Here is a 25,502-nt window from a genome sequence, read left to right as displayed (position 1 = left end):
TGGTTAACGATTTAGTGCCTGCGCCCATTTCTGGGCAGCTTCATCAATAAGGCGGTAGACAAATTCAAATGCCTCAGTACTTTTTCGATAAGGATCCGGAATCTCTTTCTGCCCTAACCAATGGCCCAGAAGCATGGTCTTCCCACGAACTTCAGGCACTAATTGGCAAACAGCATCAATATGTCCTTTTTCCATCACCAAAATGAGAGAGTACTGTCGACACATTTCCTTGGTCAGCTGTCTGCCGACATGCCCTTCCAGGCTTAAATGATTTTTCTCTGCTATGGAGCAAGCACTGCTATCCGCTTTATGCCCTGCCAAAGCGGAAATCCCCGCAGAGGCTATTTTTTTCTCTGGCAAATATTTAATCAACAACCTTTCTGCTGTTGGTGATCGACAAATATTCCCGACGCAAACAACCAGAATTGAGTCAAACATATTCATTCCTATGGCCAGTTACGTATACGCAGCGAACCTTCAGTCAAATCATTGAAGCTAGCAATTGTTGGTGCCAGTTGCGAGATCAAACGGTTCCAACGTGCAATCGGTGCTGCTGTTACATAAACAATATCATAAGGTTGTAGCTTGAACTCGGCTCCCATGACTAATGCTGTCGCATCCGCCATATTTAACTGATATATATTCGCAAGCTTACTACCTTCAGTACCATGCAATGGGCGAATAACAAATACCCCTGTGGCATCGGCTGTACTTTGAGTCAGGCCTTGAGCATTGCCCAGCGCTTCAGTCAATGTCATACCACTGCGGTCCATCTTGAGAGTCGCAGGGGCTTTCACTTCACCCATGACAAAGATCTTCAGTTCATCATTCCGTGGGACATAGAGAATATCGCCAGGATACAGTAGACGGTTTTGGGTCAAATCGCCGTTTTGCATCAACTTTTGAAGTGAAATGAGCTGTTCTTTTCCATTATGAGTCAGGACAATATTACGCCAATCAGCTTGTTCGGTTAAACCGCCAGCAGCATTGATTGCATCCATCACCGTTAACGGCACATTGGTGATCGCTTGCTGCCCAGACTTGCTCACTTCCCCTGTGATATAAGCCTTTTGTGAACGGAAAGCAGCTATGCTGACATCAACCTGCGGGCTTTCAATATATTGAGCTAAACGATTAGATATCTGATCGCGGATCTGCGTCACTGTTTTACCAACTACATTCACTTTGCCTATGTAGGGATAAAAAATGCTGCCATCAGAGTGTACCCAGTTGCCCGTGTCGCTTGCACTGCGATATTGCCCGGCCGGCGTCGTCAACTCCGGATGATCCCAGACCGTCACATTGAGTACATCGCCTACACCAATACGGTACTCATAAGTACGTAACGAAGCATCAAGCTGATGGTTAGGTTGGGCGACAACCTTAGCTATACGTAATCTATCTAGCAACTTAGGAGTCATCGGATAGACATTGACCAACGAATCAATATCGAAATCGCTATCCTCTTGTTTAACAACATCTTTTCCTGACGTGGATAGATGAGTACCAGGAATAACCGTACAGCCACTGATTATACTAATTGATACCAATATCGATATCATTTTCAATTGTCGTTTTGCCATCGAGTTATCATCACTTTCAAAGTAAATGTATCCGCAAAGCTACCAAGCTAGCCTACCTGGCTGCATGTTCGTAACCTTACCAAATTGCGTTGTTCTGTTCCCATATTGAGGAGTCCACACCCAAAGAGATACCCTTCACAGATTGCTGAAAAATCAAAGCGTTAAGCCATTGTTGAAGTTAAAAGAATTAATATGGCTTATTACAAAAGCGCAACTCTGTGGTAGTCAAAGTCGTATCATTTTTGATATCAATGACTGCTTATATCTGTTGAATCACAACGAGTAGGTTCTTTCAGAATTTGGTCTTGTCGTAAGGTTGTTACAACCTATCACTTGACTGCCGCATTATTCCACAAGCTATACGATACTAATATAAAAACATTTTGTGTGAAATCGAGTGGCCAGCATAATGAAATATCGCATTTTTACGCTCGCCCCCCAGAATAATTGAGCTAGATCAGAACACCAACGTTTCAGCCCATTCGCGAAACGCTTTACCTTGCGTAGGGTGGCGTAAGCCGTAAGTGACAAACGCCCGCAGATACCCCATTTTCTCGCCGCAGTTGAACGATTCCCCCACCAGTTCTGTCGCTTCAACCGGTTTATGTTTCAACAACTCGGCGATGGCGTCTGTTAGTTGAATTCGCCCCCACACACCCGGCTCAGTTTTTTCCAAAATCGGCCAAATATCCGCAGAAAGAACATAGCGTCCTACTGCGGAATAATTAGATTTCAACGGAACTTCATGGCCTGGTTTTTCGATAATAGAAGTCATACGTGAGCTTTCACCAGGCTGCAACTTGTTGGCTTCACATTCAACCACCGAGTAGTCGTGTAAAACATGCTCATCAGCCGCCTGAACCAGCACCTGACTCAATCCACTTTGTTCAAAGCGAGTAATCATATGCGGAAGGTTGTCTTTCTTCAGGTCGGCTTTTGCGTCGTCAAGCAAGACATCCGGTAACAAAACTACAAAGGGTGAATCACCCACCAGGGGTTTGGCGCAAAGTACTGCATGCCCCAAACCTTTTGGCTGCCCCTGGCGAATATGCATCAATGTCACGCCCTTGGGGCAAATAGACTGCACTTCATCAAGCAACTGGCGCTTAACGCGCGCTTCGAGCATCGCTTCCAACTCGAATGAAGTATCAAAATGGTTTTCGATCGCATTCTTCGAAGAATGCGTCACCAGGATAATCTCTTTGATCCCTGCAGCGACGCACTCATTAACAATATATTGAATTAACGGCCTATCTACGATCGGCAACATTTCCTTGGGAATAGCCTTGGTTGCAGGCAGCATACGCATACCCAGGCCTGCAACAGGAATGACAGCTTTTAACTTGGTCATGGTAATCCTCTTATTACTTGTGATCGTCTTTTCAGCCGCAACTCTTACTTGCTGTTCAGGGTCTGTTTCAACCACTGGGTAAAGTCTTCGCCTTCGGACGCATGACGCAGGCCGTACTGTACGAATGCCTTCATATAGCCCAGTTTATCACCGCAGTCATGCGATTTTCCGCTCATATGGAAAGCCTCAACGGTTTCTTGCCCCATCAGGGCAGCAATAGCATCGGTCAATTGAATTTCATCACCGGCACCCGGTAAGGTTTTTTCCAGCAGCGGCCAAATATCAGCAGACAGGACATAACGACCGACTACCGCCAGATTTGAAGGTGCATCTTCGCGGGCTGGTTTTTCAACCACCGCAGTCATCGGGGTACTCTCACCGGCGGATAACGCAGCCCCACCACAGTCGACAACACCGTATTTCGAGACGTCTTGTTCCGGTACCGGTTCCACCATGATTTGGCTAAAGCCAGTATCGGTGAAACGCTGAATCATTTTAGCCAGGTTTTCTTTACGCAAATCAGCAGTAGAGTCATCCAACAACACGTCTGGCAGCAGAACGATAAATGGATTATCGCCTACCATAGGTTTGGCACATAACACCGCATGGCCCAGACCTTTAGCCTGGCCCTGACGCACTTGCATCACAGTTACATCTGCTGGGCAGATGGTCTGCACTTCCTCCAGTAACTGGCGCTTAACACGTGATTCTAAAACAGCCTCCAGTTCAAAAGAGGTATCAAAGTGGTTCTCAATCGCATTTTTGGATGAGTGGGTTACCAGAACGATATCTTTAATTCCAGCAGCTACACATTCATTAACGATGTATTGAATCAGTGGTTTATCGACCACCGGCAACATTTCTTTAGGAATGGCTTTTGTAGCGGGTAACATACGGGTTCCCAGGCCAGCTACGGGAATTACAGCCTTCAGTCTCTTTTGCATTTTGTCATCCACAATAATAATTTTAACGTAGCCGAACTAAGCTTTTCACAAGAAGCTTATGAAGCCGGAGCGAACCGGTTCAGGCACGCTACCGCCCCTGGCTTTCAGCTACCAATGCACTGTCATCGTTCTTCATGCCGCAGCTGCGGGTTCCAATCGCATTGGAATGTAAACTGAGGGCCATACTCTTTTGCTAAGCGATAGCTAGATCACAGAAAAAACAAAAAAATACACCCTTATAACCAAACGATGATACTTGTAAATGTTTATGTGGCTAAGATTCTTATACTATTGCCTTATCGATACAAGCCTAAGATACCTATTGGGTACCCTTTTCAGAATAAGACTACCCACAAGGCTGGACTGAACAAAGTGTAGCAGTAGAAATGAACTATAACGGATTGATTTTTAAAATTATATTGCCGATGCTTTTATCAGCAGGCAGTTATCCTCCTGTTCTGTTGATAGACTTACTTTTTCAGAAAATCCCCCATTCCATGAGATAACGCATTCTGAACGCACTTTGCAGAGATGATTTTTTATGCATGATTTTTGCTTGGCTTTCGTATGCCGTAGATATGCCCCCTGTTTTAAAGTTGAATTTTCCCGGCCCAGCACCCATCATTCGCTTGCGGGATAAGCCGTCGAACTTACAGGTGAAATTGGGCGTATGGAATGGATCGCAGATCCAACAATTTGGGCCGGCCTGGCCACTCTGGTCGTGCTGGAAATCGTTCTGGGTATAGACAACCTTATCTTTATCGCCATCCTGGCGGAAAAACTACCAAAAAATCAAAGAGATAAAGCCAGAGTTGTGGGTTTATTGCTGGCGTTGCTGATGCGTCTGGCGTTATTGGCCTCCATCTCATGGCTGGCAACACTCACTCAGCCCCTGTTTTCTGCCGGTGGACACCCCTTCAGCGGCCGCGATCTTATAATGCTGGTTGGTGGGGTCTTCCTGCTGTTCAAAGCCACCATGGAGCTGAATGAGCGGCTGGAGGGGAAGGACGAAGAACAACAGGGTCAGCGAAAAGGTGCCCGTTTCTGGCCAGTCGTGGCGCAAATCGTGGTACTGGATGCGGTCTTTTCACTCGACTCGGTGATCACCGCCGTCGGCATGGTCGATCACCTGGCAGTAATGATGCTTGCGGTTTGTATTGCTATCGGGTTGATGTTGCTGGCCAGCAAGCCGCTGACGCGCTTCGTCAATGCCCACCCTACGATTGTCATCCTGTGTCTTAGTTTCCTGTTGATGATCGGTTTCAGTCTGGTTGCCGAAGGCTTTGGCTACCACATCCCGAAAGGTTATCTGTACGCCGCCATTGGTTTCTCAGTGATGATTGAAGCTTTGAACCAGCTGTCGCAATTCAATCGCCGTCGTTTCCTGTCAACAGTACGACCACTGCGCGAGCGCACGGCAGAAGCAGTACTACGCATGCTGAGTGGCAAACATGAAGAAGCAGAGGTTGACAGTCATTCCGCCAACCTGTTAGCCGATAGCACCAATGAAAGCGGCGAGATTTTCAACCAGCAAGAACGCCATATGATAGAGCGCGTGTTAGGCATGGCGCAGCGTACGGTGAGCAGCATCATGACCTCCCGCCATGATGTGGAATATCTCGAGTTGAATGATCCGCAGGAAAAGCTGACCCAATTGCTGGAAAGAAATCAACATACGCGCATTGTAGTGGTAGAAAACAGCGCCAGCGATGAACCGCTCGGTGTCATCCATACCATAGACGTTCTGAAACAGCAGCTGACCCAGGCTCCTCTCGATTTACGCGCGTTGGTGCTGCAGCCGCTGATTTTCCCCGAGCAGTTAACTCTGTTGAGTGCACTGGAGCAATTTCGTCAGGCACAGACGCATTTTGCCTTCGTGGTAGACGAATTCGGCTCGGTTGAAGGGATCGTCACGCTAACCGATGTGATGGAAACCATCGCCGGCAACCTGCCGGAAGCTGGTGAGGAAATCGATGCCCGGCATGACATCGTACAAAATGATGACGGAAGCTGGACAGCCAACGGCTATATGCCGCTGGAAGATTTGGTTCTGTACTTGCCGTTACCGCTGGAAGAAAAGCGTGAATACCATACGTTGGCCGGCTTGCTGATGGAGCACAGCCAACGCATTCCTCAGGAAGGCGAACAATTGCGGATCGGTGACTACCTGTTTGAACCGCTAGAAGTCAGTAGCCACCGTATTTTGAAGGTAAAAATCACCCCGCTGTTGGTTCCAGAACCAGACTACGAGGTTTAAATCGGGGCCGGGCATCATCGCCCGGCCGCCATTACAAATGCTGGGGAACCAGCAGTTCCGTCGCCACAATCACCACGATCAACCCAACAATCACCGGTACCGAAGTGCGTTTTACCACTTCAAACGGTGAGATTTTCGCCATGCCGGACACCGCAACCACCACACCAGAAACCGGTGACAAAGTACGCCCCAGGTTTGAAGCCTGCAGCATTGGGATCACCAAATAAGCCGGGTTAACCCCCATCTGTGCCGCCAGTTTAGGAATGAGCTCAACGAAAGCATAGAACGGCGCATTGCCTGAACCGGTAGTCATTGCTGCCAGCATGGTAATCACCACCAATACCAGCATCATGATAATGCCGCCGGTGCCAAACGACTGCGCCAGGCTGATCAGCCCGCTGATAAAACCAACGGTGCTCAGCCCCTGGGCGAATACGCCGGCGGCTACCAACAGCATCACCACGCTGGCAAAGGCGTCCGCCATGCCGCGATAAGCAACCTCCAGACCGCTAAATACCTGTTTGGCGCTGAAACTGCGCAAGAATTCAATCACCGCCGCCAACAACATGCAGCCTACCAACACGGTGATGATATGCAGTTCCGGTCCCCATTTGCCATCAAACACCAGCACCCCAAGAATTGGCGTGAAAGGCAGTACGGCATAGAACCCCGGGGCATGAGTGGTAATTTCACTCACATCCATAATGTGATGCTGTTCGTTGGCCTTCTTGTCGAGATAGCGCTGCCAGAAGAAATGCGCAACCGCCATGCACACAATCGCCGCAATCGAAATTGGCAAGGTGGTTTTAAAGGCAAAATCAACCAACGGCATTTCCGCCGCCTTGGCCGCCAGCACCACATCCCCCGAGGTCGGTGCCAGAATAATCGCCGCCGGCGAAGCGCAGATCGCTGCCGCCGCACCGCGGCTGATACCCACGTTGACCATCAATGGGAATAGCGTAGCCATCAGTAATACGCCCAGGCCGGTGGCAGATGAGACCGCCAATGACATCAGGCAGGCAACAAAATAGGCTGCCACCATCAGAAGATACGGGGAGTTAATCATCTGCAGTGGACGGGAGGCCAGTTTCACTACCACATCATTGGCGCCAATGTGCGTCATATAAGCCGCAAACCCGCACAGCATCATGATCATCATGCCAAGATCGCCACCGCGGCTCATCAGCAGAATTTTGACGTACTCAATGATGTCGGTCGCGCGCCATCCGGTAGATGTGGCGCTGGCAGGTAACAGGCTTTTGCCCATCAGGGCACTGATGGCCAACAGCAATAGGCCACCTACCATCAATACGCCGGTAGCGGAGTAACCCTTGATGATGTAACGGCCAACACCCGCCGCAACGGCAGCCCCAATCAGAAGCTCTATCATATTCCCTCAACTTATCATTATCGTTTTTGACCGTGCCGAAGCGTATAAATCGCTTAACTGCGCACACTCTGCACAATGTCTGACAAAGACGTCATGATATCCGTCAAAGTTACGGGAGGAAATTATTGGGAAAGGGAAATACTCTGGCAGGGTTTACAGAGCATGCGGGCCGCGGACCGGCCCGCACAATCCGTAATTAAAGTTTATCAAGCAGCTTCTTAAGGTCCTGACCTTCGCGCGAATCCTTGTTTTTATCGGCCCACTTGTTCAGCGCATCCTTCGCCCGGTTCTGCAGCGTCTTACGCAAGACCTGATCGACCTGCAATTGATAGTTAAGCTGGTTCCATGGGCCATAAACCCGCAGCGGGATTGGCGTTTTCTGCAACTCCTCGATCAAATCGTCGCGCCCTTTCCAACCGCCAGTGACGCGGACGTTCAGTGCCACATCGCACTGTTTGCCCGGCATATCCACCGTGCCGCTTCCGTTCAGGTTCAACAAAGGAGAGTCGGCACCCAGCTCGGTGATTTTTATCGTGCCATGGTTCAGACTGGCTTTGGCCGACAACTGTTTCACCTCGGTATAACGCTGGTAATCGTCCTGTCCGCGCACGCTACTGTCATTACGCGCCACCGCCTGCTGAATCAACTGCTGAATATTCAAACCATGAAGTTGTGCGTCCTGCATCGCCAGTTGAGCCGTACCCTGCCAGCGATGCTCAAAAGACTGTGATGTAAGACGATCGCCGGTTAAATCCCCTTGCATACTGAACTTACCGGTCATGATTTGCGGCATATCGAACGCCTTCAGAACGGTGCCAAGTTCAACCTGCTTCACCACCGGCTGCATGGAAATTACCGGGCGTTTACCCCGCGCGTCGAGGGAGCCAGGTAAAGCGAAGTCACCGCCCGCTACTTGCCCGGCAAGCGAATGCAACGTTAACAACCCCTGGAGGTTTTCCGCTTGCGTAGAAAGGTGGGTAATATCCATGCCGCGATAGATTAATTGATCCACGTTCAAATTAAGTTGAGCGTTAAATTCTCGCAACACCTCAAGATTTTGCTGCGGATCATCCATTTGGCTGGCAATGACCGGTGAAGAAGTCATGTTCTGTGCTTGCGGCACCTGGGAACTACTGGACTGCCAGCCAGTGAAGGCATCAAAATTTACCGCGGCAGATGTCAGGTCAAGTTTATAGGCTGGTATCTCACCGAACTTGACGCTGGCACCACCGATAAAGGTGCTGTCATTGGCACTCAGGCTCAGTTGGCTTAGCGCGACTTGCTGCGGGGTTTGTTGATACACCACCTGAGCACTGCCGTCGCCTTTAATCCCCCCGGCCAGTATGTCCGCGCCTTCCAGTTGGTAACTGAACTGGGTGACATTAGCGGCAATTCGTCGCGGATATTGTTGCAGATCGATATCTGCGGCCATGCTGAAAGTCAGATCGCGTTGATTGCGATTCACCCGGCTGGAAAGCTCCATTTGTGCCTGGCGTTTGGCATTCTGTTGCAAGGTGAGGTTAATATCGCGAACGTTAATCTGTTCGTTATTGGCGCGCTGCCAAATCAACAGACTGTCCACCACCCGCAGATTATCGATGTCAAATTTCCACGGCGTGTCTATCGACTCTTCAGAGTGACCTGCCGGCGCGATAGGCGCGTCCGGTTGGTTTTGTTCTTCACTGTCAGGGGTAAGGCGGATGACAGCATTTTTCAGCATCACCTGTTTCACAAACAATTGATGTGACAGCAGTGGCAGCAGTTTGACATCAAGGCGCATATTGTCTGCACTCACCACCGGTGCTTTCGCCCCGGGGGCAGTCAGCGTCATGCGGCCGGACAGAATGCTGAGCTGTGGCCAGATATGCCAACGCAGATCGCCATCCAGCGTCAGATGATAACCACTCTTTTGTTCAACCTTCGTGACCATGTAGGCACGAAAATCATTCGGATTGACCAACAACACCAGCGCAGACATCCCCGCCACCAGCACCACCAGTAAAATCACCAAAGTCGTCAGAAATCTTCTCATGCCATCCTCTTGTCAGCGCCACACCGACCGTGCTTCCAGCGCTGTTAGTCCTTGTCGATTCGGCTGGCGACTGCGCCCTGCTGATCGCGGTATTTTGCATCCTGCCGGCTATTGTAAGGACGTGCTGCCGGCCCGGACAGAGGTTCAAAACTCAGTGCGCCGATCAGCATGCCCGGGCGCAACGCCAATGGCAGCTTACCTGAATTATAGAACTCCAGGACAATTCGGCCCTGCCAACCAGGATCGATACGGTGCGCGGTAACGTGAACCATCAGGCCCAGACGTGCCAGAGAAGAACGACCGTCCAGCCAACCGACCAGATCGTTTGGCAGCGTGACCGACTCCAGCGTGACCGCCAGCGCCAGTTCGCCGGGGTGCAGGAAAAAGGCCTCCCCTTCCGGCAAAACGATTTCATCACTCATCACACGGTCCAGCGCCGCGCTGACCTCATCTTTTGGCCCGCTCAGATCGATAAACGCAGCGGTGTGGCCACGAAACACGCGGAACTGATTGCCTAAACGGACATCCACCGTGGCCCCGTTAATACGCTCAATCGGCGGACGCGGTGAAATCACCAGTTTTTCACAATCCAGCCAGGCTTCTATATCACGGTCGCACAGTCTCATTATTTATCTCCATCAAGGCGTGTCACTAAAACAAAAATTGCCACACAACGGGCGAAAGGTCTACGTCGCAGCGTAAAAAGTTGCCCGCCGGCCGGAAACACCAACTTTCCGGCCATTGAACGGCATTATTCAAAGAACTGGCTGATTTTGGCTTTCAGAATGTCGATCGCAATGCGGTTTTTGCCACCGCGTGGGACGATAATGTCGGCGTATTGTTTGGAAGGATCGATAAACTGCAGGAACATCGGGCGGACGGTTTTCTGGTATTGCGCCATTACCGAATCCATCGAGCGGCCACGCTCATTCACATCGCGCTTCATGCGGCGCATCAGGCAAATGTCCAATGGCGTATCGACAAAGATCGAGAAGTTCATTTCCTGACGCAGACGGATATCCGTCAATAGCAGGATCCCTTCAAGAATAATCACCTTTTTCGGTTCCAGGTGAATGGTCTCTTTCTTCCGTGTGTGCTCGGTGTAACTGTACAAGGGTAACTCTATCGCCTTGCCTGATTTCAACATTTGCAGATGCTGAAACAGCAGGTTGTGGTCCATGGCACTCGGGTGGTCATAGTTTGTCTTGACGCGTTCTTCCATGGTCAAGTGAGTCTGGTCTTTGTAGTAACTGTCTTCAGGAATAACGCCGATATGTTCATCGCCGACCTGATCGCGAAGTTCACGATATAACGTACTGGCGATAAGGCTTTTTCCGGAGGCAGATGCGCCAGCTATACCAATAATGACGCACTGATGCGGCTTGTCAGTCATAAAATTGAAGACCTGATTTCGTAGTGTGAAGGGGGGGAACTAAAACGCGACAATTATAGGGAGTTAGCAGCCATAGCGCCAGCCTATATTATCGCCGCCGGGCCGCTATCTCAGGTTATTTCACCATAACCAGCGCTTCGCGGTTTTAAGACTATTGCGTCTAGGGCAATGCAGCGTGCCGGGGTAAACTCGATGGCTTGATGATAATCCTGACAATTGGGATGCATATTTCACCGGAGACCGACGTGCTGGACTGGTATTTTCTGACATTTTTTGGCGACAGCATGTTGCTGCTACCCTGCTCATTAATTCTTTTCGTCGTATTAGTCTTGCCACGAGCCACCCGAACCACCGGTTGGCAATGGGCGCTGATTTTCGGCTGTGCCGGCGGTGTGGTCTGTGCCTCAAAACTGGCCTTTATGGGCTGGGGCATCGGCATCGAAAGCTATGACTTCACCGGTTTTAGTGGACACTCAGCGCTGGCAGCCAGTATCTGGCCGGCATTCCTTTGGGCTCTCACCGGACGTTTCTCACATGCGGTTCGCAGCATGGCACTGGTAGTCGGCTTGGTATTGCCACTGACCATCGGGTTATCACGGCTGGCCATTCAGGTACATTCGCCTTCGGAAGTGGTTAGCGGGCTGATTCTGGGCTATCTGGCCAGCACGCTGTTCCTGTGGCTCCAACGGGGTAAAGCTCGTCCACAACTTTCCTGGCTGCAAATCGTCTGTGCGCTGGCGTTACCCCTCATGCTAATGGGCAATCGGCAGCCGGCCCCGACGCAGGGGTTGCTGGAACATATCGCCACCGCCCTGGCGCATATTGAACGCCCCTATACCCGAGCGGATTTGCATAAGCTGTCCGTTGCTCCATAAACAAAACCCCGGAACTTGTCCGGGGTTTTGTTTTTTAGCCGAGGGCGATTACAGCGCGCGGAAAGAAATTTCCGTCGGAATAGCTTCACCCTGCCAATACATCTGCGCGGCAACGCGACCGGCAAGCTGACGATACAACTCAGCAAATTCGCTGTCCGGGCGACTAATCACCGTCGGCTCGCCACGATCCAAATCCTCGCGCAGCGAAATGTGCAGCGGCAGTTGCCCCAGCAGGCGACTGTGATATTTCTTCACCAGCTTCTCAGCCCCGCCGGTGCCGAAAATAGGCTCATGGTGACCGCAGTTACTGCAAATGTGCACACTCATGTTTTCCACGATGCCCAATACCGGCACGTGAACCTTTTCGAACATCACGATGCCCTTGGCAGCATCGAGTAACGCGATATCCTGCGGCGTAGTAACCACCAACGCCCCGGTAACCGGAATGTTCTGCGACAGCGTCAACTGAATATCACCGGTGCCCGGCGGCATATCCAGTACCAGGTAGTCCAGATCCGGCCACAGCGTATCCTGCAACAGTTGCATTAACGCCTTGCTGGCCATTGGGCCGCGCCACACCATGGCGTTGTCGTCGGTCACCAGATAACCAATAGAATTGGTCGCCAGACCGTGCGCCACGATTGGCGCCATGTGCTGGCCGTCCGGCGAGGTTGGGCGTTCATTCTCGGTACCCAACATATTCGGGATCGACGGGCCGTAGATGTCAGCATCCAAAATACCGACCTTGGCACCTTCAGCGACCAGCGCCAGCGCCAGGTTAACGGCCGTAGTGGATTTGCCCACCCCACCCTTACCGGAACTGATAGCAATAATATTACGCACACCCTTGATGCCGGCCTGATCGTTGGCCCGTTTCAGAGTGGTAATGTCATGCTTCAATTTCCAGTCGATCGCCTCAGCACCGGTCACGCGCAACAGTTCTGCACTGACGGTATCTTTCAGTTCTTCAAAACCACTCTGCCAGGCGAATGGCATGGTCAATTCAATGTGCAACACATGGTCCAACAGCGCGCAATGGTGGATCGCTTTCAGCGCGGTCAGATTATTTTTTAACGTCGGGTGTTCAAAGGCGGCCAGTACACCGGTCACCAGGGCACGCAGAACTTCGGGGTTGGTCTGCTCGGGGGATTTTGTGCTCATCCCGGCTCCTTGATTTTGAATGGATAGCTTCCCGCTAAGCATATCAGAACTGCGGGCCGCTCGGCGCATGTCTGTATAAAGAAACCGCCCTAGCCGTGGCGAGCGCGATCGGGTAACATCGAAGACCCTTTTATTCATTACAGAAACCAAGTTCTCACTATGCCTCAAGTCGCGAAAAAATTATTGGTGACGTGCGCGCTGCCGTACGCAAATGGTTCCATCCATCTCGGCCACATGCTCGAGCACATCCAGGCAGACATCTGGGTTCGTTACCAACGAATGCGCGGCCACGAGGTTCATTTCATTTGTGCGGACGACGCGCACGGCACGCCGATCATGCTGAAAGCTCAGCAGTTGGGCATCAAGCCGGAAGAAATGATTGCGGAAATGAGCCAGGAGCACCAACAGGATTTCGCCGGTTTTGGCATCAGCTATGATAACTATCATTCAACCCATAGCGATGAGAACCGTGAACTGTCGAACCTGATTTACGGTCGCCTGAAAGAAAACGGTTTTATCAAGAACCGGACAATTTCTCAGCTGTACGATCCGGAAAAAGGCATGTTCCTGCCTGACCGCTTCGTCAAAGGCACCTGCCCGAAATGCAAATCGCCGGATCAATACGGCGACAACTGCGAAGTCTGTGGTGCGACCTACAGCCCGACCGAGCTGATCGATCCCAAATCTGTGGTTTCCGGTGCGACGCCGGTGCTGCGTGACTCCGAGCACTTCTTCTTTGATCTGCCGTCGTTCAGCGCAATGCTGCAGGCCTGGACCCGCTCCGGTGCGCTGCAAGAGCAAGTGGCGAACAAAATGCAGGAGTGGTTTGAGTCCGGTCTGCAACAGTGGGATATTTCCCGCGATGCGCCGTACTTCGGCTTTGAAATCCCGGATGCCCCAGGCAAATACTTCTACGTCTGGCTCGATGCGCCAATTGGCTACATGGGGTCATTTAAAAACCTATGCGACAAACGCGGCGATCTGGACTTTGACGAGTTCTGGCGCAAAGACTCCACCACCGAGCTGTATCACTTTATCGGCAAAGACATCGTTTATTTCCACAGCCTGTTCTGGCCGGCAATGCTGGAAGGCAGTAACTTCCGCAAGCCGACAAACCTGTTCGTACACGGCTACGTGACGGTGAACGGCGCCAAGATGTCCAAATCTCGTGGCACCTTTATCAAGGCGGGCACCTATCTGCAACACCTGGATGCCGACTGCCTGCGTTACTACTACGCCGCCAAACTGTCTTCACGCATTGACGATATCGACCTGAATCTGGAAGATTTCGTGCAGCGGGTGAACGCCGACATCGTGAACAAGGTGGTTAACCTGGCTTCGCGCAATGCCGGCTTTATCAACAAGCGTTTTGGGGGGCAACTGGCCGACAAACTGGCCGATCCTGCGCTGTACCAAACCTTCGTTGACGCAGCACAAAGCATCGCCGATGCCTATGCCAGCCGCGAGTCCGGTCGGGCAATCCGCGAAATCATGGCGCTGGCCGATCTGGCAAACCGCTATGTGGATGAGCAGGCACCGTGGGTAGTGGCCAAGCAAGAAGGCCGTGATGCTGATTTGCAAGCCATCTGTTCAATGGGCATCAATCTGTTCCGTGTACTGATGACTTACCTGAAACCGGTAATGCCATCGCTGACTGAACGCACCGAGGCTTTCCTTAACTGTGAGCTGAGCTGGGACAGCATCCAGCAACCGTTACTGGGCCATCAGGTCAACCCGTTCAAAGCCCTGTTCAACCGTATCGATCTGGACAAGGTTAATGAAATGGTCAGCGCCTCGAAAGAAGACATGGCGGCGGCGAAAGTAGTCACTGGCCCACTGGCGGACGATCCGATTCAGGACACCATCACCTTTGATGATTTCGCCAAGGTTGATATGCGTATTGCGCTGATCGCCAGCGCCGACTTTGTTGAAGGCTCGGACAAGCTGCTGAAGCTGCAGTTGGATCTTGGCGGTGAAACACGTCAGATCTTCTCCGGTATTCGTTCCGCTTATCCGGACCCGAAAGCGCTTGAAGGTCGCCTGACCATCATGGTCGCCAACCTTGCACCACGCAAAATGCGCTTCGGTATCTCTGAAGGCATGGTGATGGCTGCCGGCCCAGGCGGAAAAGAGATCTTCCTGCTCAGCCCGGACAGCGGTGCACAGCCAGGCATGCAGGTGAAATAACACCTGTTTTTTACTGCATCAGGGTCGAGCTTGCTCGGCCCTTTTTATTAACTTTCATTCATTGCGACAACGACAAAATCGGCCCAAATAAGCTATCTTATCCATACGGGTTTAATTACTGTATGCATAAACAGGTCTGACATGAAGGGATTCCCACCGCTGATTAACGCATTGCTGGCCAGTTCGCTGGTACTGACCATTGGCCGTGGCGTCACGCTGCCGTTCATTACCATCTATCTCACCGGGCATTTCCACCTGCTGCCGAAAAGCGTCGGCATTATTCTGGGCGCTAGCCTGGCAATTGGCATTTTCGCCAGCCTGTACGGCGGTTATTTAGTCGACAAGTTCAACAAAAACACGTTGATCCTGATTTCTATTCTGCTGTTCGCCCTGAGTTTTTTCGCTATCCCGTGGATCCCGAGACCGGGCGGTATCATCGTGGTATTGGCGATCCTGCATACCGCCTATTCAGTACTGGGCATCACCATCAAGGCCTGCTTTGCCGACTGGCTGCCGGTTGCCCAGCGCATCAAGGCCTTTTCGATTAATTACACGCTGGTGAACGTTGGCTGGGCGGTGGGCTCATCATTGGGCGTGATGGTGGCAGGCTTGAATCCGTTATTACCGTTTTATCTCTCCGGGGGGCTGGCCTTGCTCACCGTGACGGCGCTGAGTTTTGGCCTGCGCCGGCAAGGCACGGCATCACCTGGAGCGACCGAGCTCGCGCCGATCGCAGCGCCCGATTTCCGCCAGACGCTGGCCATCCTGCGTAACGATCGCCGGCTGATTTACTTTACCCTCGGCAGTACGCTCGGGGCGGTCGTTTTCGGCCAGTTCACCGGCTATTTGTCGCAATACCTGATCCTCGTTTCCAACGCAGAGTTCGCCTATCAGGTCATTGGGGCGGTGATGATCGTCAATGCCTGTATCGTCATTGCCCTGCAGTACCTGCTGAGCCGCGGCATGCGTCAGGAAAACATGCTGCGCTGGCTGGTGTTGGGCACGCTGTTTTTCATTCTCGGGCTGATCGGGTTTAGTCTGGCCGGGCAATCGCTTTGGCTGTGGATCGCGGCGATGGCCATATTTACCCTGGGCGAGATTATTGTGATCCCGGTGGAATACATGTTTATCGACTTTATCGCGCCACAGCATCTAAAAGGCAGCTACTACGGGGTACAAAACCTCAGCGCACTGGGCGGTGCCATCAACCCGGTACTCTGCGGTTTTATTCTTAGCTACGCCGCCCCACACATGATGTTCCTGATGTTGATTGCCGCCGCGTTGTTCAGCCTGTTATTCTTTTTCCTCGGCCATCGCCTGGCGCAAAAACAGCCGCGCAGTGCCGACATTATCACTACAGAATAAAGGCGCACCGGGCTTAACTGCGGCTGTCAACCTGCCTGACAGGCATGAAAGCCATAGAGAGAATTCATGGTGTGATTTGTGGCGAAGGTCACAGTTTAATTGTATGATGAATGCGTCAGTTAAACGGGATTAAGTTATGGCCAACGTGCTCACACTGTGCTGGAAATACCTGAGGGCAATCGTCCTTATCTACTTTTGCTTGTTTGTCGGCAATGCTATCGCGGCACTGCTGCCGATCGCGATTCCCGGCAGCATTATCGGCATGTTGCTGCTGTTCGCCCTGCTCTCCACGCAAATTATGCCGGCCAAATGGGTTAAACCCGGCTGCCATCTGCTGATCCGTTATATGGTGCTGTTGTTCGTACCCATCGGCGTTGGCGTGATGAAATACTACGACCAGATCCTCGATCACCTCGGCCCACTGGTGGTCTCCTGCATTGTCAGCACTCTGATGGTGCTGGTGGTGGTGGGCTATACCTCACATTATTTCCACCGGGAGCGCCGCATCGTTGGCAAACCGGATGCGGCGGAGGGCGAAAAATGATCCATGAAATCTGGTGGTCATTGCCGCTGTCGCTGGCGGTCTACTTTGCAGCGCGTAAGCTGGCACAGTGGCTGAATATGCCACTGCTGAACCCGTTGCTGGTATCGATGGCGGTGATCATTCCCCTGCTGTTACTGACCGGCATCCCTTATGAGCGCTACTTTCAGGGCAGCAAAATCCTTAACGACCTGTTGCAACCGGCCGTGGTGGCGCTGGCCTATCCGCTGTATGAGCAACTGCATCAAATCCGTGCGCGCTGGAAGTCCATTATCGCCGTCTGTTTTATCGGCAGCATGACCGCCATGATCAGCGGCGGCGCCATTGCTTTGTGGATGGGTGCCACGCCGGAAATTGCCGCGTCCATCATGCCGAAGTCGGTCACCACGCCCATCGCCATGGCGGTCGCGGAGTCGCTCGGTGGTATCCCGGCGATCAGCGCCGTCTGCGTGATTTTCGTCGGTATTCTCGGCGCAGTATTCGGGCATACGCTGTTTAAAATATTGAAGATCACCACCCGCTCGGCGCGTGGACTGGCAATGGGCACGGCATCGCATGCGCTGGGCACCGCACGCTGCGCGGAAATGGACTTTCAGGAAGGTGCATTCGGCTCGTTGGCGCTGGTGATTTGCGGCATCATTACCTCATTGCTGGCACCCTTTTTGTTTCCGGTATTGCTGCATTTGTTCGGCTAAAGGGTCTAAAACTTGCGAGACATCTCGCAATTATGGCTTTCATTGCATTGATTTCATCAATAAAGAGATTTGCATCACACTTTATTCACGCAGGGCTGCCTAGAATGTTATCCCGTTAACCTGTAGAGAGAGTTTCTATGCACCCGCGTTTTCAAACCGCTTTCGGCGAACTGCCTGCCTCATTGCAATCCGTCCTGCTGTCTTATATGGATGCGCCTGATTTCCCGGCCATGCTCAAAGCAGAACAGGTGGAGGCGATTAAGCAACGCTGCGGGCTGGATGATGATGCTCTGGCATTCGCTCTGCTGCCACTGGCGGCAGCCTGCTCGTTAGCCCCGATCTCCCAGTTTTACGTCGGTGCCATTGCCCGCGGGCAGAGCGGTAATCTGTATTTTGGCGCCAACATGGAGTTCAGCGGCGCGCCGATGCAACAAACCATTCATGCAGAACAGTGTGCGGTTACCCATGCCTGGCTGCGTGGCGAACCCGCTCTGGTTTCCATCACCGTTAACTACACACCTTGCGGCCACTGCCGCCAGTTTATGAATGAACTGAACAGCGGTAGCGATCTGAAAATCCGTCTGCCCGGTCGTGAGCCGGCAACGCTTGGCGATTATCTGCCGGATGCCTTCGGCCCGAAAGACCTGGATATCGCCACGCTGCTGATGGATCGGGTCGATCACGGCTTCCAACTGGCCCTGACTGACGAACTGGAACAGGCAGCACTGGCTGCCGCCAATCAGAGTCACGCTCCCTACAGCAATGCCCACAGCGGCGTCGCGCTGGAAGCCGAGGACGGCACCATTTACACCGGCCGCTATGCGGAAAACGCCGCTTTCAACCCGAGTCTGCCACCGCTGCAAGCCGCGCTGATCCTGATGAACGTCTCCGGCGGCGACTGCCAAAAAGTGAGCCGCGCGGTACTGGCCGAACCCGAAAGCGCCATCCTCACCCAATGGGACGCGACCCGTGCCACCCTGGCTGCCCTGGGTTGCCAAAATGTCAGCCGCATTACTTTCTGATCCTGACCCTGGCGGTGCCGCCCGGCACCGCTGTTAACAGCCCCGCAAGCCGATTACAATGGCATTCACGTCTTAAAACACTTTCTTTAGTTAAATTAGGACTTGATCGTCGATAATTACGCCAATTTACCTCATGATCCGATAACAATTGCTGTACATATTTCCCCGATCTTTTAGGATCACCCTTATAAAGTTATCCGATAAGTTGAAGAGCAAAAGCCATGGAACTTGAATACGAAAGCAAACGCCCTCTCTACATCCCTTATGCTGGCCCGATCCTGCTGGAATTCCCGCTGCTGAACAAAGGCAGTGCCTTCACCGAGGATGAGCGCAGCCATTTCAACCTGCAAGGCTTACTGCCCGATGCGGTGGAAACCATCGAGGAGCAGGCGGAACGCGCCTATCGCCAGTATCAGGATTTTAAAAACGACAGCGATAAGCACATCTACCTGCGTAACATCCAGGACACCAACGAAACTCTGTTCTACCGTCTGCTGGACTCACACCTGAGCGAAATGATGCCGATCATCTACACGCCAACGGTGGGTGAAGCTTGTGAGCACTTCTCTGATATTTATCGCCGGGCGCGTGGGCTGTTTATCTCTTACCCTAACCGCGATCGCATTGACGACATGCTGCAAAACGCCACCAAGCAAAACGTTAAGGTGATTGTCGTCACCGACGGTGAACGTATTCTCGGCCTGGGCGATCAGGGCATTGGCGGCATGGGCATTCCTATCGGTAAACTGTCGCTGTATACCGCCTGCGGGGGCATCAGCCCGGCCTATACCTTACCGGTGGTGCTGGACGTGGGTACCAATAACCCACAGCGCCTGAACGATCCGCTGTACATGGGCTGGCGTCATCCGCGTATTTCAGGTGATGAATACCACGCTTTCGTTGAAGAATTTATCCAGGCGGTGAAACGCCGCTGGCCGAACGTGCTGCTGCAGTTTGAAGATTTCGCTCAGAATAACGCGACCCCACTGCTGAACCGCTACCGTGATGAAATCTGCTGCTTCAACGACGATATTCAGGGCACCGCCGCGGTCACGCTGGGCAGCCTGATTGCCGCCAGCCGCGCTGCCGGCAGCCAATTGCGCGATCAAACCGTCACCTTCCTGGGAGCCGGTTCCGCCGGTTGCGGCATTGCCGAGCAAATTATCGCGCAGATGAAATCCGAAGGTCTTAGCGAAGATGAAGCGCGCGCCCGCGTGTTCATGGTCGACCGTTTTGGTCTGCTGACCGACAAACTGCCTAACCTGCTCGATTTCCAGAGCAAGCTGGTGCAGAAGAGCGAAAACCTGAGCGCATGGCAGACGTCCAGCGATGCCATCTCGCTGCTGGACGTGGTACGTAACGCCAAGCCAAGCATTTTGATCGGCGTTTCCGGCCAGCCGGGCTTGTTCACCGAAGAACTGATCCGCGAAATGCACAAGCATTGTCCGCGCCCAATCGTGATGCCGTTGTCCAACCCGACTTCACGCGTGGAAGCCCGTCCGGAAGACATCATCAACTGGACCGAAGGCGCTGCGCTGGTCGCTACCGGCAGCCCGTTCGCACCGGTGCACTATAAAGATCAGCAGATCCCGATTGCCCAGTGCAACAACTCCTATATCTTCCCGGGTATTGGTCTGGGTGTGTTGGCCTCCGGCGCGACCCGAGTCACGGACGCAATGCTGATGGCCGCCAGCCGTGCGTTGGCCGAATGTTCCCCGCTGGCCACCGACGGGCATGGCGCACTGTTGCCGGATATCGACGATATTCAAGGCGTGTCAAAATGCATCGCGATGGAAGTAGGCAAAGCGGCTCAGTTGCAGGGAATGGCGGTAGTCACCTCTGAAGAAGCGCTGTCAAAAGCCATCGAACACAACTTCTGGCGGCCGCAATACCGCAGCTACAAGCGCACCTCATTCTGATTTGTGCAGATAAGATAATCAGGTCCGGCTCGCCGGGCCTTTTTTATTGGCAAAACCGCCTAAAAATGCGGCGCAATGCGTGCCAGAGGCGGGGACAGGCTTGCTTCAACCAGTCAGGTAAAGTAGCCTTGAGCCATCTTTTTTGGCCCCTGTGCGCGTAAGGCAATAACATGTGGAAACGCCTGATAATCAGCCTGTTCGTCATTATTGCACTGCTGATGCTCTCGGCTCTCGCGCTCGATCGCTGGATCAGCTGGAAAACGGCGCCTTTCGTCTATGATGAACTGCAAGGGCTGCCCCATCGCCAGGTCGGCGTGGTACTGGGTACCGCCAAATATTACCGTACCGGCGTGATCAACCAATATTACCGCTACCGTATTCAGGGCGCGATCAACGCCTATAACAGCGGCAAGGTGAAATATCTGCTGCTGAGCGGTGACAATGCCCAGCAAAGCTACAACGAACCTATGACCATGCGCCGCGATTTGATCGCCGCAGGTGTAGCGCCCAGCGATATCGTGCTGGATTACGCCGGATTCCGCACCCTGGATTCGATCGTGCGCACCCGTAAAGTGTTCGATACCAATGACTTTATTATTATCACCCAACGCTTCCACTGTGAGCGCGCGCTGTTTATCGCGTTGCATATGGGGATCCAGGCGCAGTGCTACGCGGTACCGTCACCAAAAGATATGATGACAGTACGTGTGCGTGAGATCTTCGCCCGCCTTGGTGCACTGACCGACTTGTATATCCTCAAACGTGAACCGCGCTTCCTCGGCCCGCTGATCCCAATTTCCTCCATGCACACCATCCCGGAAGATGCCCAGGGTTATCCGGCAGTATCACCGGAACAATTGCTCGAGTTGGAGCACAAGCTGGCGGCGGAAAAACAGAAAACCAAACAGCCTTAATTCCCCCCTCACTAAAAACAAAAACGGCCAGCATTTGCTGACCGTTCCCATTGTAGCGAAGACTTACTTCTTCTTGGCGTACTTCAGTGAATCCAACGCTACCGCGAAGATAATGATGCCGCCCTTGATGATGTACTGCCAGTAAGGGTTAACGCCAATGTAGGTCAGGCCGTAGTTGATGACGGTGAAGATGATCACCCCGGTCACCACCCCCAGCACCGTACCTACCCCGCCGGCAAAGGACACTCCGCCCACCACACAGGCCGCAATAGCATCCAGCTCATACATAAAGCCGAGGTTGTTGGTGGCACTGCCGATACGCCCCGCTTCCAGCAAACCGCCGAAGGCATAGAACACACCAGACAGCGCATAAATCATGATCAGGTTCAACGGCACATTGACGCCGGAAACCTTGGCTGCCTCAGGGTTACCACCGATGGCGAAGATATTTTTGCCGAAGCGGGTTTTATTCCACAGGATCCAGACGAAAATAATCGCAATGATGGCGTAGAAGGTAATGTACGACAGCTTAAAGTCGCCAAAGCGCAGGAACCCCTGAGCAAAGGTGGAGAACTTGGGATCAAACCCCGCCACTGGGGATGCGCCAACAGAGTCGTAATACAGCGAGTTAATGCCGTACACGATAATCATGGTACCCAAAGTGGTAATAAACGGCGTCACGTTCAGGTAGGCGATGATCAACCCGTTCACCAGACCAATCACCGCACCCACGGCACACACCAGCAGGATCACCAGCGGGATCGACCAGGTTTCCATATGCGGAAACACCTTGTTGACGTTGTCCATCGACTGCAACAGCGTCGCGGCGATCACCGCGGCCAACCCCACCTGACGCCCGGCGGACAGGTCAGTCCCCTGGGTAACAATCAGCCCCGCCACACCCAGTGCAATAATAATGCGTACTGAAGACTGAGTCAGAATGTTACTCAGGTTCATTAAGCTGAGGAAAGTCGGATCCTGGATAATAATAATTGCCAGCAGCACCAGCAACACTACGTAAATGCCACCTTCCTTGAAATAGGTGAACAAAGTTTTCTTATTCAGCGCGTTCATAATTCTGATCCTTAAAGGTGCAGGGATGCGAGACGTAAAATTTCATTTTGCGAGGTCTGTTTGGTGTTAACGATGCCCGCAACCTGACCATTACTCATCACCAGTATTCTGTCGGTAATTCCCAAAAGCTCCGGCATTTCAGACGAGACAATAATGATCCCCTTGCCCTTCTTCGCCAGTTCGGTCATCAACTGATAAATTTCGAATTTGGCGCCAACGTCAATGCCACGCGTCGGTTCATCCAGCATTAATATTTCCGGTTGGGTCAACAGCCAACGACCGATGATCACCTTCTGCTGGTTACCGCCGGACAGCGAACCGATATTGGTATGATGACCCGGCGTCTTGACCCGCATGGCGTCGATCACCCATTGGGTATCGCTTTTCATGCGGGCGTTATCCAGCAGGCCGATTTTGTTTTTATAGTTACGGATGTTGGAGATCAGCGAGTTAAAACCGACGTCCAGATAAGCGTAAATCCCGGTGGAACGGCGCTCCTCCGTCACCAGGGCAAAACCGTGGTTAATCGCTTCATTGGCGCTGTGGTTATTGATCGCCTTGCCGTGCAGCTTGATGGTGCCCGCCACTTTTTCGCGGATGCCGAACAGCGTCTCCAGGATGTCGGTGCGCTTGGCGCCCACCAGCCCGGCAATACCGAGGATCTCCCCCTGATGCAGATCGAAGGAAATATCGCGAATCGAAGGCTGGCGTAATGAGGTCAGGCCCTTCACCTCCAGGATCACCTCGCCCGGCGTATTCTGCCGATCGGGGAAACGCTGGCTGAGCGAACGCCCCACCATCATCGAAATGATCTTGTCCATATCCAGCCCTTCCAGCGGCTGGGTGGCGATCCACTGACCGTCACGCAGGATGGTGATCTCGTCGCACAATTGGAAGATCTCTTCCATCTTGTGCGAGATATAGACGATGCCGCAACCGCGCTCTTTCAGCTTACGGATAATGGTGAACAGATGATTCACCTCTTTTTCCGTCAGCGAAGAGGTCGGCTCATCCATGATCACAATCTTGGCGTCGTAGGAGAATGCCTTGGCAATTTCGATCATCTGCATTTGCGATACCGATAACGTGCCCACTTTATCCCGTGGGTTAATATCAATATCCAGCTCGTCGAATATCGCCTGGGTGTCCTTCAACATCTTGTCCTGATCGACAAACATGCCCTTGGTCGGATAACGTCCCAACCACATGTTGTCCATCACGGTGCGCTGCAACACCAGATTCAATTCCTGATGCACCATTGAAACGCCGTGTTCCAGCGCCTCTTTAGAGCTTTTGAAATCAATTTCCTGGCCCTGAAAAATAATACTGCCGGCATCTTTTTTATAAATGCCAAACAGGCATTTTAATAATGTCGATTTGCCCGCGCCGTTCTCCCCCATTAATGCATGAATGGAGTGCGGACGAACGCGCAGATTCACATTATCCAATGCCTTGACGCCGGGAAACGACTTACTGATATCAGTCATTTCCAGCAGAAATTCGCGTGGGCTGTCGGCCATAAATACACCTGGCTTATCGGTCTTTTAATATCGTAAATTCCCCCACCCACGGCTTTCCTGGTGTTGGCGGCCGTGGGCGGGGTCATTGTGGGTTATCTCAGCGCTTATTTCACAAACTGAGACAGGTTGTCTTTATCTACGCCAACGTAAGGAATACGGACCACTTTATTTTCAATCTTATATTTGGTGCCGTCGGCAGCCGGTTTGCCCGCAGCCAGGTTTTTCGCCAGTTCGAAGGTGGCTTTAGCCTGATTGTCAGCATCGTTCAGCACCGTTCCCGCCATCGCGCCGGACTTCACCATCGCCAAAGCTTCTGGCAGCGCATCGACACCGAATACCGGAATGCTGGTTTTGTTATGCGCTTTCAGCGCTTCAACCGCACCCATCGCCATCGCATCGTTGTTGGCGATCACCACTTCAATTTTGTTGGCGTTAGGGCCAGACAACCAGGCATCCATCTTGTCTTTGGCCTGAGCGGTATCCCACATCGCGGTATCCATCTGCAGCGCCTGAGTCTTGATGCCGTTGTCGTTCAGCGTTTTCACCACATAGGTGGTGCGCGCTTCGGCATCCGGGTGACCTGGCTCGCCTTTCAGCAGCACGTACTGGATCTGGCCATCTTTGTTCAGATCCCAGTTCGGGTTAGCCTTCCAGTGTTTCTCGATCAGTTGGCCCTGGATCACCCCTGACTCTTTGGAGTCGGTCCCTACGTAATAGGCTTTGTCATAGCTGTCCAGCGCTTTGCGGGAAGGCTCTTTGTTGTAGAACACGATCGGGATATCGTTTCCGCGCGCCTTATCGATAATCACCGGAGCGGCGGCCGGATCAACCAGGTTGATCGCCAGCGCTTTAACGCCCTTGGCGATCAGCACGTCGATCTGATCGTTTTGTTTGGATTGGTCATTCTGCGAGTCATTCATCAGCAGGGTAACGTCCGGAGAGGCCTTGGCGTCTTTCTCGATTGCCTTGCGTACCACCGACATAAAGTTGTCGTCATATTTATAAATTGTGACGCCAATACGGGTGTCTGCATGTGCTGCGGCGCCAAACATCATGGCTGCGGCCGTCGCGGCCAGGGTGAAAACCTTCTTATTCATTGTGTGTCTCCGGTTTATGTAGGGTCTTGCTCGGTATTAGGCCAAAGGTAACCGGTGGTGAGTGCACAACCGGGCCTGGCAGTTTCCCTGTCATCCGTGAATCATGTTATTCCTGAAAAAGGTGGTGCCAGCGCGAGGTAAAAAACAGCAGCGGCAAGTGCCTTTGCGCTGGAAAACGCCTA

At 52.5% G+C, this 25,502-nt stretch carries 21 protein-coding genes; 9 read left to right on the top strand and 12 right to left on the bottom strand.

Annotated elements, in window-relative coordinates:
- Positions 1 to 3: 3 nt before the first annotated feature.
- From QOT07_RS08025 to galU, 4 genes are all read right to left on the bottom strand, one after another.
- On the bottom strand, positions 4 to 438 hold the full coding sequence (locus QOT07_RS08025; RefSeq protein ID WP_261427014.1) for an arsenate reductase/protein-tyrosine-phosphatase family protein: 435 nt from the start codon (positions 436 to 438) through the stop codon (positions 4 to 6).
- Between the two features lie 8 nt (positions 439 to 446).
- Complete coding sequence (locus tag QOT07_RS08020; RefSeq protein ID WP_261427015.1) at positions 447 to 1,583, bottom strand: polysaccharide export protein; 1,137 nt, start codon at positions 1,581 to 1,583, stop codon at positions 447 to 449.
- Between the two features lie 457 nt (positions 1,584 to 2,040).
- Complete coding sequence (locus tag QOT07_RS08015) at positions 2,041 to 2,934, bottom strand: sugar phosphate nucleotidyltransferase (protein ID WP_261427016.1); 894 nt, start codon at positions 2,932 to 2,934, stop codon at positions 2,041 to 2,043.
- Positions 2,935 to 2,978: 44 nt separating this feature from the next.
- A complete protein-coding gene (gene galU, locus QOT07_RS08010) occupies positions 2,979 to 3,878 on the bottom strand; it encodes a UTP--glucose-1-phosphate uridylyltransferase GalU (RefSeq protein WP_261415676.1) in 900 nt (299 codons plus the stop codon).
- A 670-nt stretch (positions 3,879 to 4,548) separates the two neighbouring features.
- Here galU and QOT07_RS08005 point away from each other — a divergent pair.
- Complete coding sequence (locus QOT07_RS08005) at positions 4,549 to 6,135, top strand: TerC family protein (protein ID WP_283602871.1); 1,587 nt, start codon at positions 4,549 to 4,551, stop codon at positions 6,133 to 6,135.
- 31 nt (positions 6,136 to 6,166) lie between these two features.
- Here QOT07_RS08005 and dcuC read toward each other — a convergent pair whose 3' ends face one another.
- From dcuC to udk, 4 genes are all read right to left on the bottom strand, one after another.
- On the bottom strand, positions 6,167 to 7,525 hold the full coding sequence (gene dcuC / locus QOT07_RS08000) for an anaerobic C4-dicarboxylate transporter DcuC (protein ID WP_283602869.1): 1,359 nt from the start codon (positions 7,523 to 7,525) through the stop codon (positions 6,167 to 6,169).
- Between the two features lie 196 nt (positions 7,526 to 7,721).
- Complete coding sequence (gene asmA, locus QOT07_RS07995; protein WP_283602868.1) at positions 7,722 to 9,557, bottom strand: outer membrane assembly protein AsmA; 1,836 nt, start codon at positions 9,555 to 9,557, stop codon at positions 7,722 to 7,724.
- Positions 9,558 to 9,601: 44 nt separating this feature from the next.
- On the bottom strand, positions 9,602 to 10,183 hold the full coding sequence (gene dcd / locus QOT07_RS07990; RefSeq protein WP_012006010.1) for a dCTP deaminase: 582 nt from the start codon (positions 10,181 to 10,183) through the stop codon (positions 9,602 to 9,604).
- Positions 10,184 to 10,308: 125 nt separating this feature from the next.
- On the bottom strand, positions 10,309 to 10,950 hold the full coding sequence (gene udk, locus QOT07_RS07985) for a uridine kinase (RefSeq protein WP_012006009.1): 642 nt from the start codon (positions 10,948 to 10,950) through the stop codon (positions 10,309 to 10,311).
- Positions 10,951 to 11,195: 245 nt separating this feature from the next.
- Here udk and QOT07_RS07980 point away from each other — a divergent pair, with 245 nt between their 5' ends.
- On the top strand, positions 11,196 to 11,825 hold the full coding sequence (locus tag QOT07_RS07980; protein ID WP_283604321.1) for a phosphatase PAP2 family protein: 630 nt from the start codon (positions 11,196 to 11,198) through the stop codon (positions 11,823 to 11,825).
- A gap of 48 nt (positions 11,826 to 11,873) precedes the next feature.
- On the opposite strand, the gene apbC is transcribed toward QOT07_RS07980, so the two are convergent.
- Positions 11,874 to 12,986 (bottom strand): iron-sulfur cluster carrier protein ApbC, encoded by a 1,113-nt coding sequence (apbC, locus tag QOT07_RS07975; protein ID WP_099064119.1) that lies wholly within the window; start codon positions 12,984 to 12,986, stop codon positions 11,874 to 11,876.
- A 159-nt stretch (positions 12,987 to 13,145) separates the two neighbouring features.
- Here apbC and metG point away from each other — a divergent pair, with 159 nt between their 5' ends.
- The 7 genes from metG (at position 13,146) to sanA (ending at position 21,629) form a co-directional block, all read left to right on the top strand.
- Positions 13,146 to 15,173 (top strand): methionine--tRNA ligase, encoded by a 2,028-nt coding sequence (gene metG, locus QOT07_RS07970; RefSeq protein ID WP_261415673.1) that lies wholly within the window; start codon positions 13,146 to 13,148, stop codon positions 15,171 to 15,173.
- A gap of 141 nt (positions 15,174 to 15,314) precedes the next feature.
- Entirely contained in the window at positions 15,315 to 16,538 is a 1,224-nt protein-coding gene (locus QOT07_RS07965) for an MFS transporter (RefSeq protein WP_219015747.1), read from the top strand.
- A 136-nt stretch (positions 16,539 to 16,674) separates the two neighbouring features.
- Positions 16,675 to 17,082, top strand: coding sequence for a CidA/LrgA family protein (locus QOT07_RS07960; protein ID WP_099064116.1), 408 nt, complete (start codon positions 16,675 to 16,677; stop codon positions 17,080 to 17,082).
- On the top strand, positions 17,079 to 17,774 hold the full coding sequence (locus QOT07_RS07955; protein WP_207975741.1) for a CidB/LrgB family autolysis modulator: 696 nt from the start codon (positions 17,079 to 17,081) through the stop codon (positions 17,772 to 17,774). Before QOT07_RS07960 ends, QOT07_RS07955 begins: the two co-directional genes overlap by 4 nt.
- Before the next feature lie 137 nt (positions 17,775 to 17,911).
- Entirely contained in the window at positions 17,912 to 18,796 is an 885-nt protein-coding gene (gene cdd / locus QOT07_RS07950) for a cytidine deaminase (RefSeq protein WP_099064114.1), read from the top strand.
- Positions 18,797 to 19,017: 221 nt separating this feature from the next.
- Positions 19,018 to 20,715: an NAD-dependent malic enzyme gene (locus QOT07_RS07945; protein ID WP_099064113.1), complete on the top strand. Its 1,698-nt coding sequence runs from the start codon at positions 19,018 to 19,020 to the stop codon at positions 20,713 to 20,715.
- 170 nt (positions 20,716 to 20,885) lie between these two features.
- Positions 20,886 to 21,629 carry an outer membrane permeability protein SanA gene (sanA, locus tag QOT07_RS07940; RefSeq protein ID WP_283602867.1) on the top strand — a complete coding sequence of 248 codons (744 nt, stop codon included), beginning with the start codon at positions 20,886 to 20,888 and terminating at the stop codon, positions 21,627 to 21,629.
- A gap of 63 nt (positions 21,630 to 21,692) precedes the next feature.
- Here the strand turns inward: sanA and mglC are convergent, their stop codons facing one another.
- From mglC to mglB, 3 genes are all read right to left on the bottom strand, one after another.
- Entirely contained in the window at positions 21,693 to 22,703 is a 1,011-nt protein-coding gene (gene mglC, locus QOT07_RS07935; RefSeq protein ID WP_012005998.1) for a galactose/methyl galactoside ABC transporter permease MglC, read from the bottom strand.
- An 11-nt stretch (positions 22,704 to 22,714) separates the two neighbouring features.
- Positions 22,715 to 24,223 (bottom strand): galactose/methyl galactoside ABC transporter ATP-binding protein MglA, encoded by a 1,509-nt coding sequence (mglA, locus tag QOT07_RS07930; protein WP_085115932.1) that lies wholly within the window; start codon positions 24,221 to 24,223, stop codon positions 22,715 to 22,717.
- A gap of 104 nt (positions 24,224 to 24,327) precedes the next feature.
- Positions 24,328 to 25,320, bottom strand: coding sequence for a galactose/glucose ABC transporter substrate-binding protein MglB (gene mglB, locus QOT07_RS07925; protein WP_099064112.1), 993 nt, complete (start codon positions 25,318 to 25,320; stop codon positions 24,328 to 24,330).
- Between the last annotated feature and the right edge of the window lie 182 nt (positions 25,321 to 25,502).

It is taken from the genome of Serratia proteamaculans (assembly GCF_949794035.1).
In the GTDB taxonomy this organism is placed as follows: domain Bacteria; phylum Pseudomonadota; class Gammaproteobacteria; order Enterobacterales; family Enterobacteriaceae; genus Serratia; species Serratia proteamaculans.
Note: the sequence above shows the minus strand (reverse complement) of the source record. Positions and strands in the feature narration are given on the sequence as shown.

What these genes read in the sequence shown, in the direction of transcription:
- QOT07_RS08025 (WP_261427014.1), bottom strand. Translation starts at nt 438, where the DNA reads ATGTTTGACTCAATTCTGGTTGTTTGCGTCGGGAATATTTGTCGATCA.
- QOT07_RS08020 (WP_261427015.1), bottom strand. Translation starts at nt 1,583, where the DNA reads ATGGCAAAACGACAATTGAAAATGATATCGATATTGGTATCAATTAGT.
- QOT07_RS08015 (WP_261427016.1), bottom strand. Translation starts at nt 2,934, where the DNA reads ATGACCAAGTTAAAAGCTGTCATTCCTGTTGCAGGCCTGGGTATGCGT.
- galU (WP_261415676.1), bottom strand. Translation starts at nt 3,878, where the DNA reads ATGCAAAAGAGACTGAAGGCTGTAATTCCCGTAGCTGGCCTGGGAACC.
- QOT07_RS08005 (WP_283602871.1), top strand. Translation starts at nt 4,549, where the DNA reads ATGGAATGGATCGCAGATCCAACAATTTGGGCCGGCCTGGCCACTCTG.
- dcuC (WP_283602869.1), bottom strand. Translation starts at nt 7,525, where the DNA reads ATGATAGAGCTTCTGATTGGGGCTGCCGTTGCGGCGGGTGTTGGCCGT.
- asmA (WP_283602868.1), bottom strand. Translation starts at nt 9,557, where the DNA reads ATGAGAAGATTTCTGACGACTTTGGTGATTTTACTGGTGGTGCTGGTG.
- dcd (WP_012006010.1), bottom strand. Translation starts at nt 10,183, where the DNA reads ATGAGACTGTGCGACCGTGATATAGAAGCCTGGCTGGATTGTGAAAAA.
- udk (WP_012006009.1), bottom strand. Translation starts at nt 10,950, where the DNA reads ATGACTGACAAGCCGCATCAGTGCGTCATTATTGGTATAGCTGGCGCA.
- apbC (WP_099064119.1), bottom strand. Translation starts at nt 12,986, where the DNA reads ATGAGCACAAAATCCCCCGAGCAGACCAACCCCGAAGTTCTGCGTGCC.
- metG (WP_261415673.1), top strand. Translation starts at nt 13,146, where the DNA reads ATGCCTCAAGTCGCGAAAAAATTATTGGTGACGTGCGCGCTGCCGTAC.
- QOT07_RS07965 (WP_219015747.1), top strand. Translation starts at nt 15,315, where the DNA reads ATGAAGGGATTCCCACCGCTGATTAACGCATTGCTGGCCAGTTCGCTG.
- QOT07_RS07960 (WP_099064116.1), top strand. Translation starts at nt 16,675, where the DNA reads ATGGCCAACGTGCTCACACTGTGCTGGAAATACCTGAGGGCAATCGTC.
- QOT07_RS07955 (WP_207975741.1), top strand. Translation starts at nt 17,079, where the DNA reads ATGATCCATGAAATCTGGTGGTCATTGCCGCTGTCGCTGGCGGTCTAC.
- cdd (WP_099064114.1), top strand. Translation starts at nt 17,912, where the DNA reads ATGCACCCGCGTTTTCAAACCGCTTTCGGCGAACTGCCTGCCTCATTG.
- QOT07_RS07945 (WP_099064113.1), top strand. Translation starts at nt 19,018, where the DNA reads ATGGAACTTGAATACGAAAGCAAACGCCCTCTCTACATCCCTTATGCT.
- sanA (WP_283602867.1), top strand. Translation starts at nt 20,886, where the DNA reads ATGTGGAAACGCCTGATAATCAGCCTGTTCGTCATTATTGCACTGCTG.
- mglC (WP_012005998.1), bottom strand. Translation starts at nt 22,703, where the DNA reads ATGAACGCGCTGAATAAGAAAACTTTGTTCACCTATTTCAAGGAAGGT.
- mglA (WP_085115932.1), bottom strand. Translation starts at nt 24,223, where the DNA reads ATGGCCGACAGCCCACGCGAATTTCTGCTGGAAATGACTGATATCAGT.
- mglB (WP_099064112.1), bottom strand. Translation starts at nt 25,320, where the DNA reads ATGAATAAGAAGGTTTTCACCCTGGCCGCGACGGCCGCAGCCATGATG.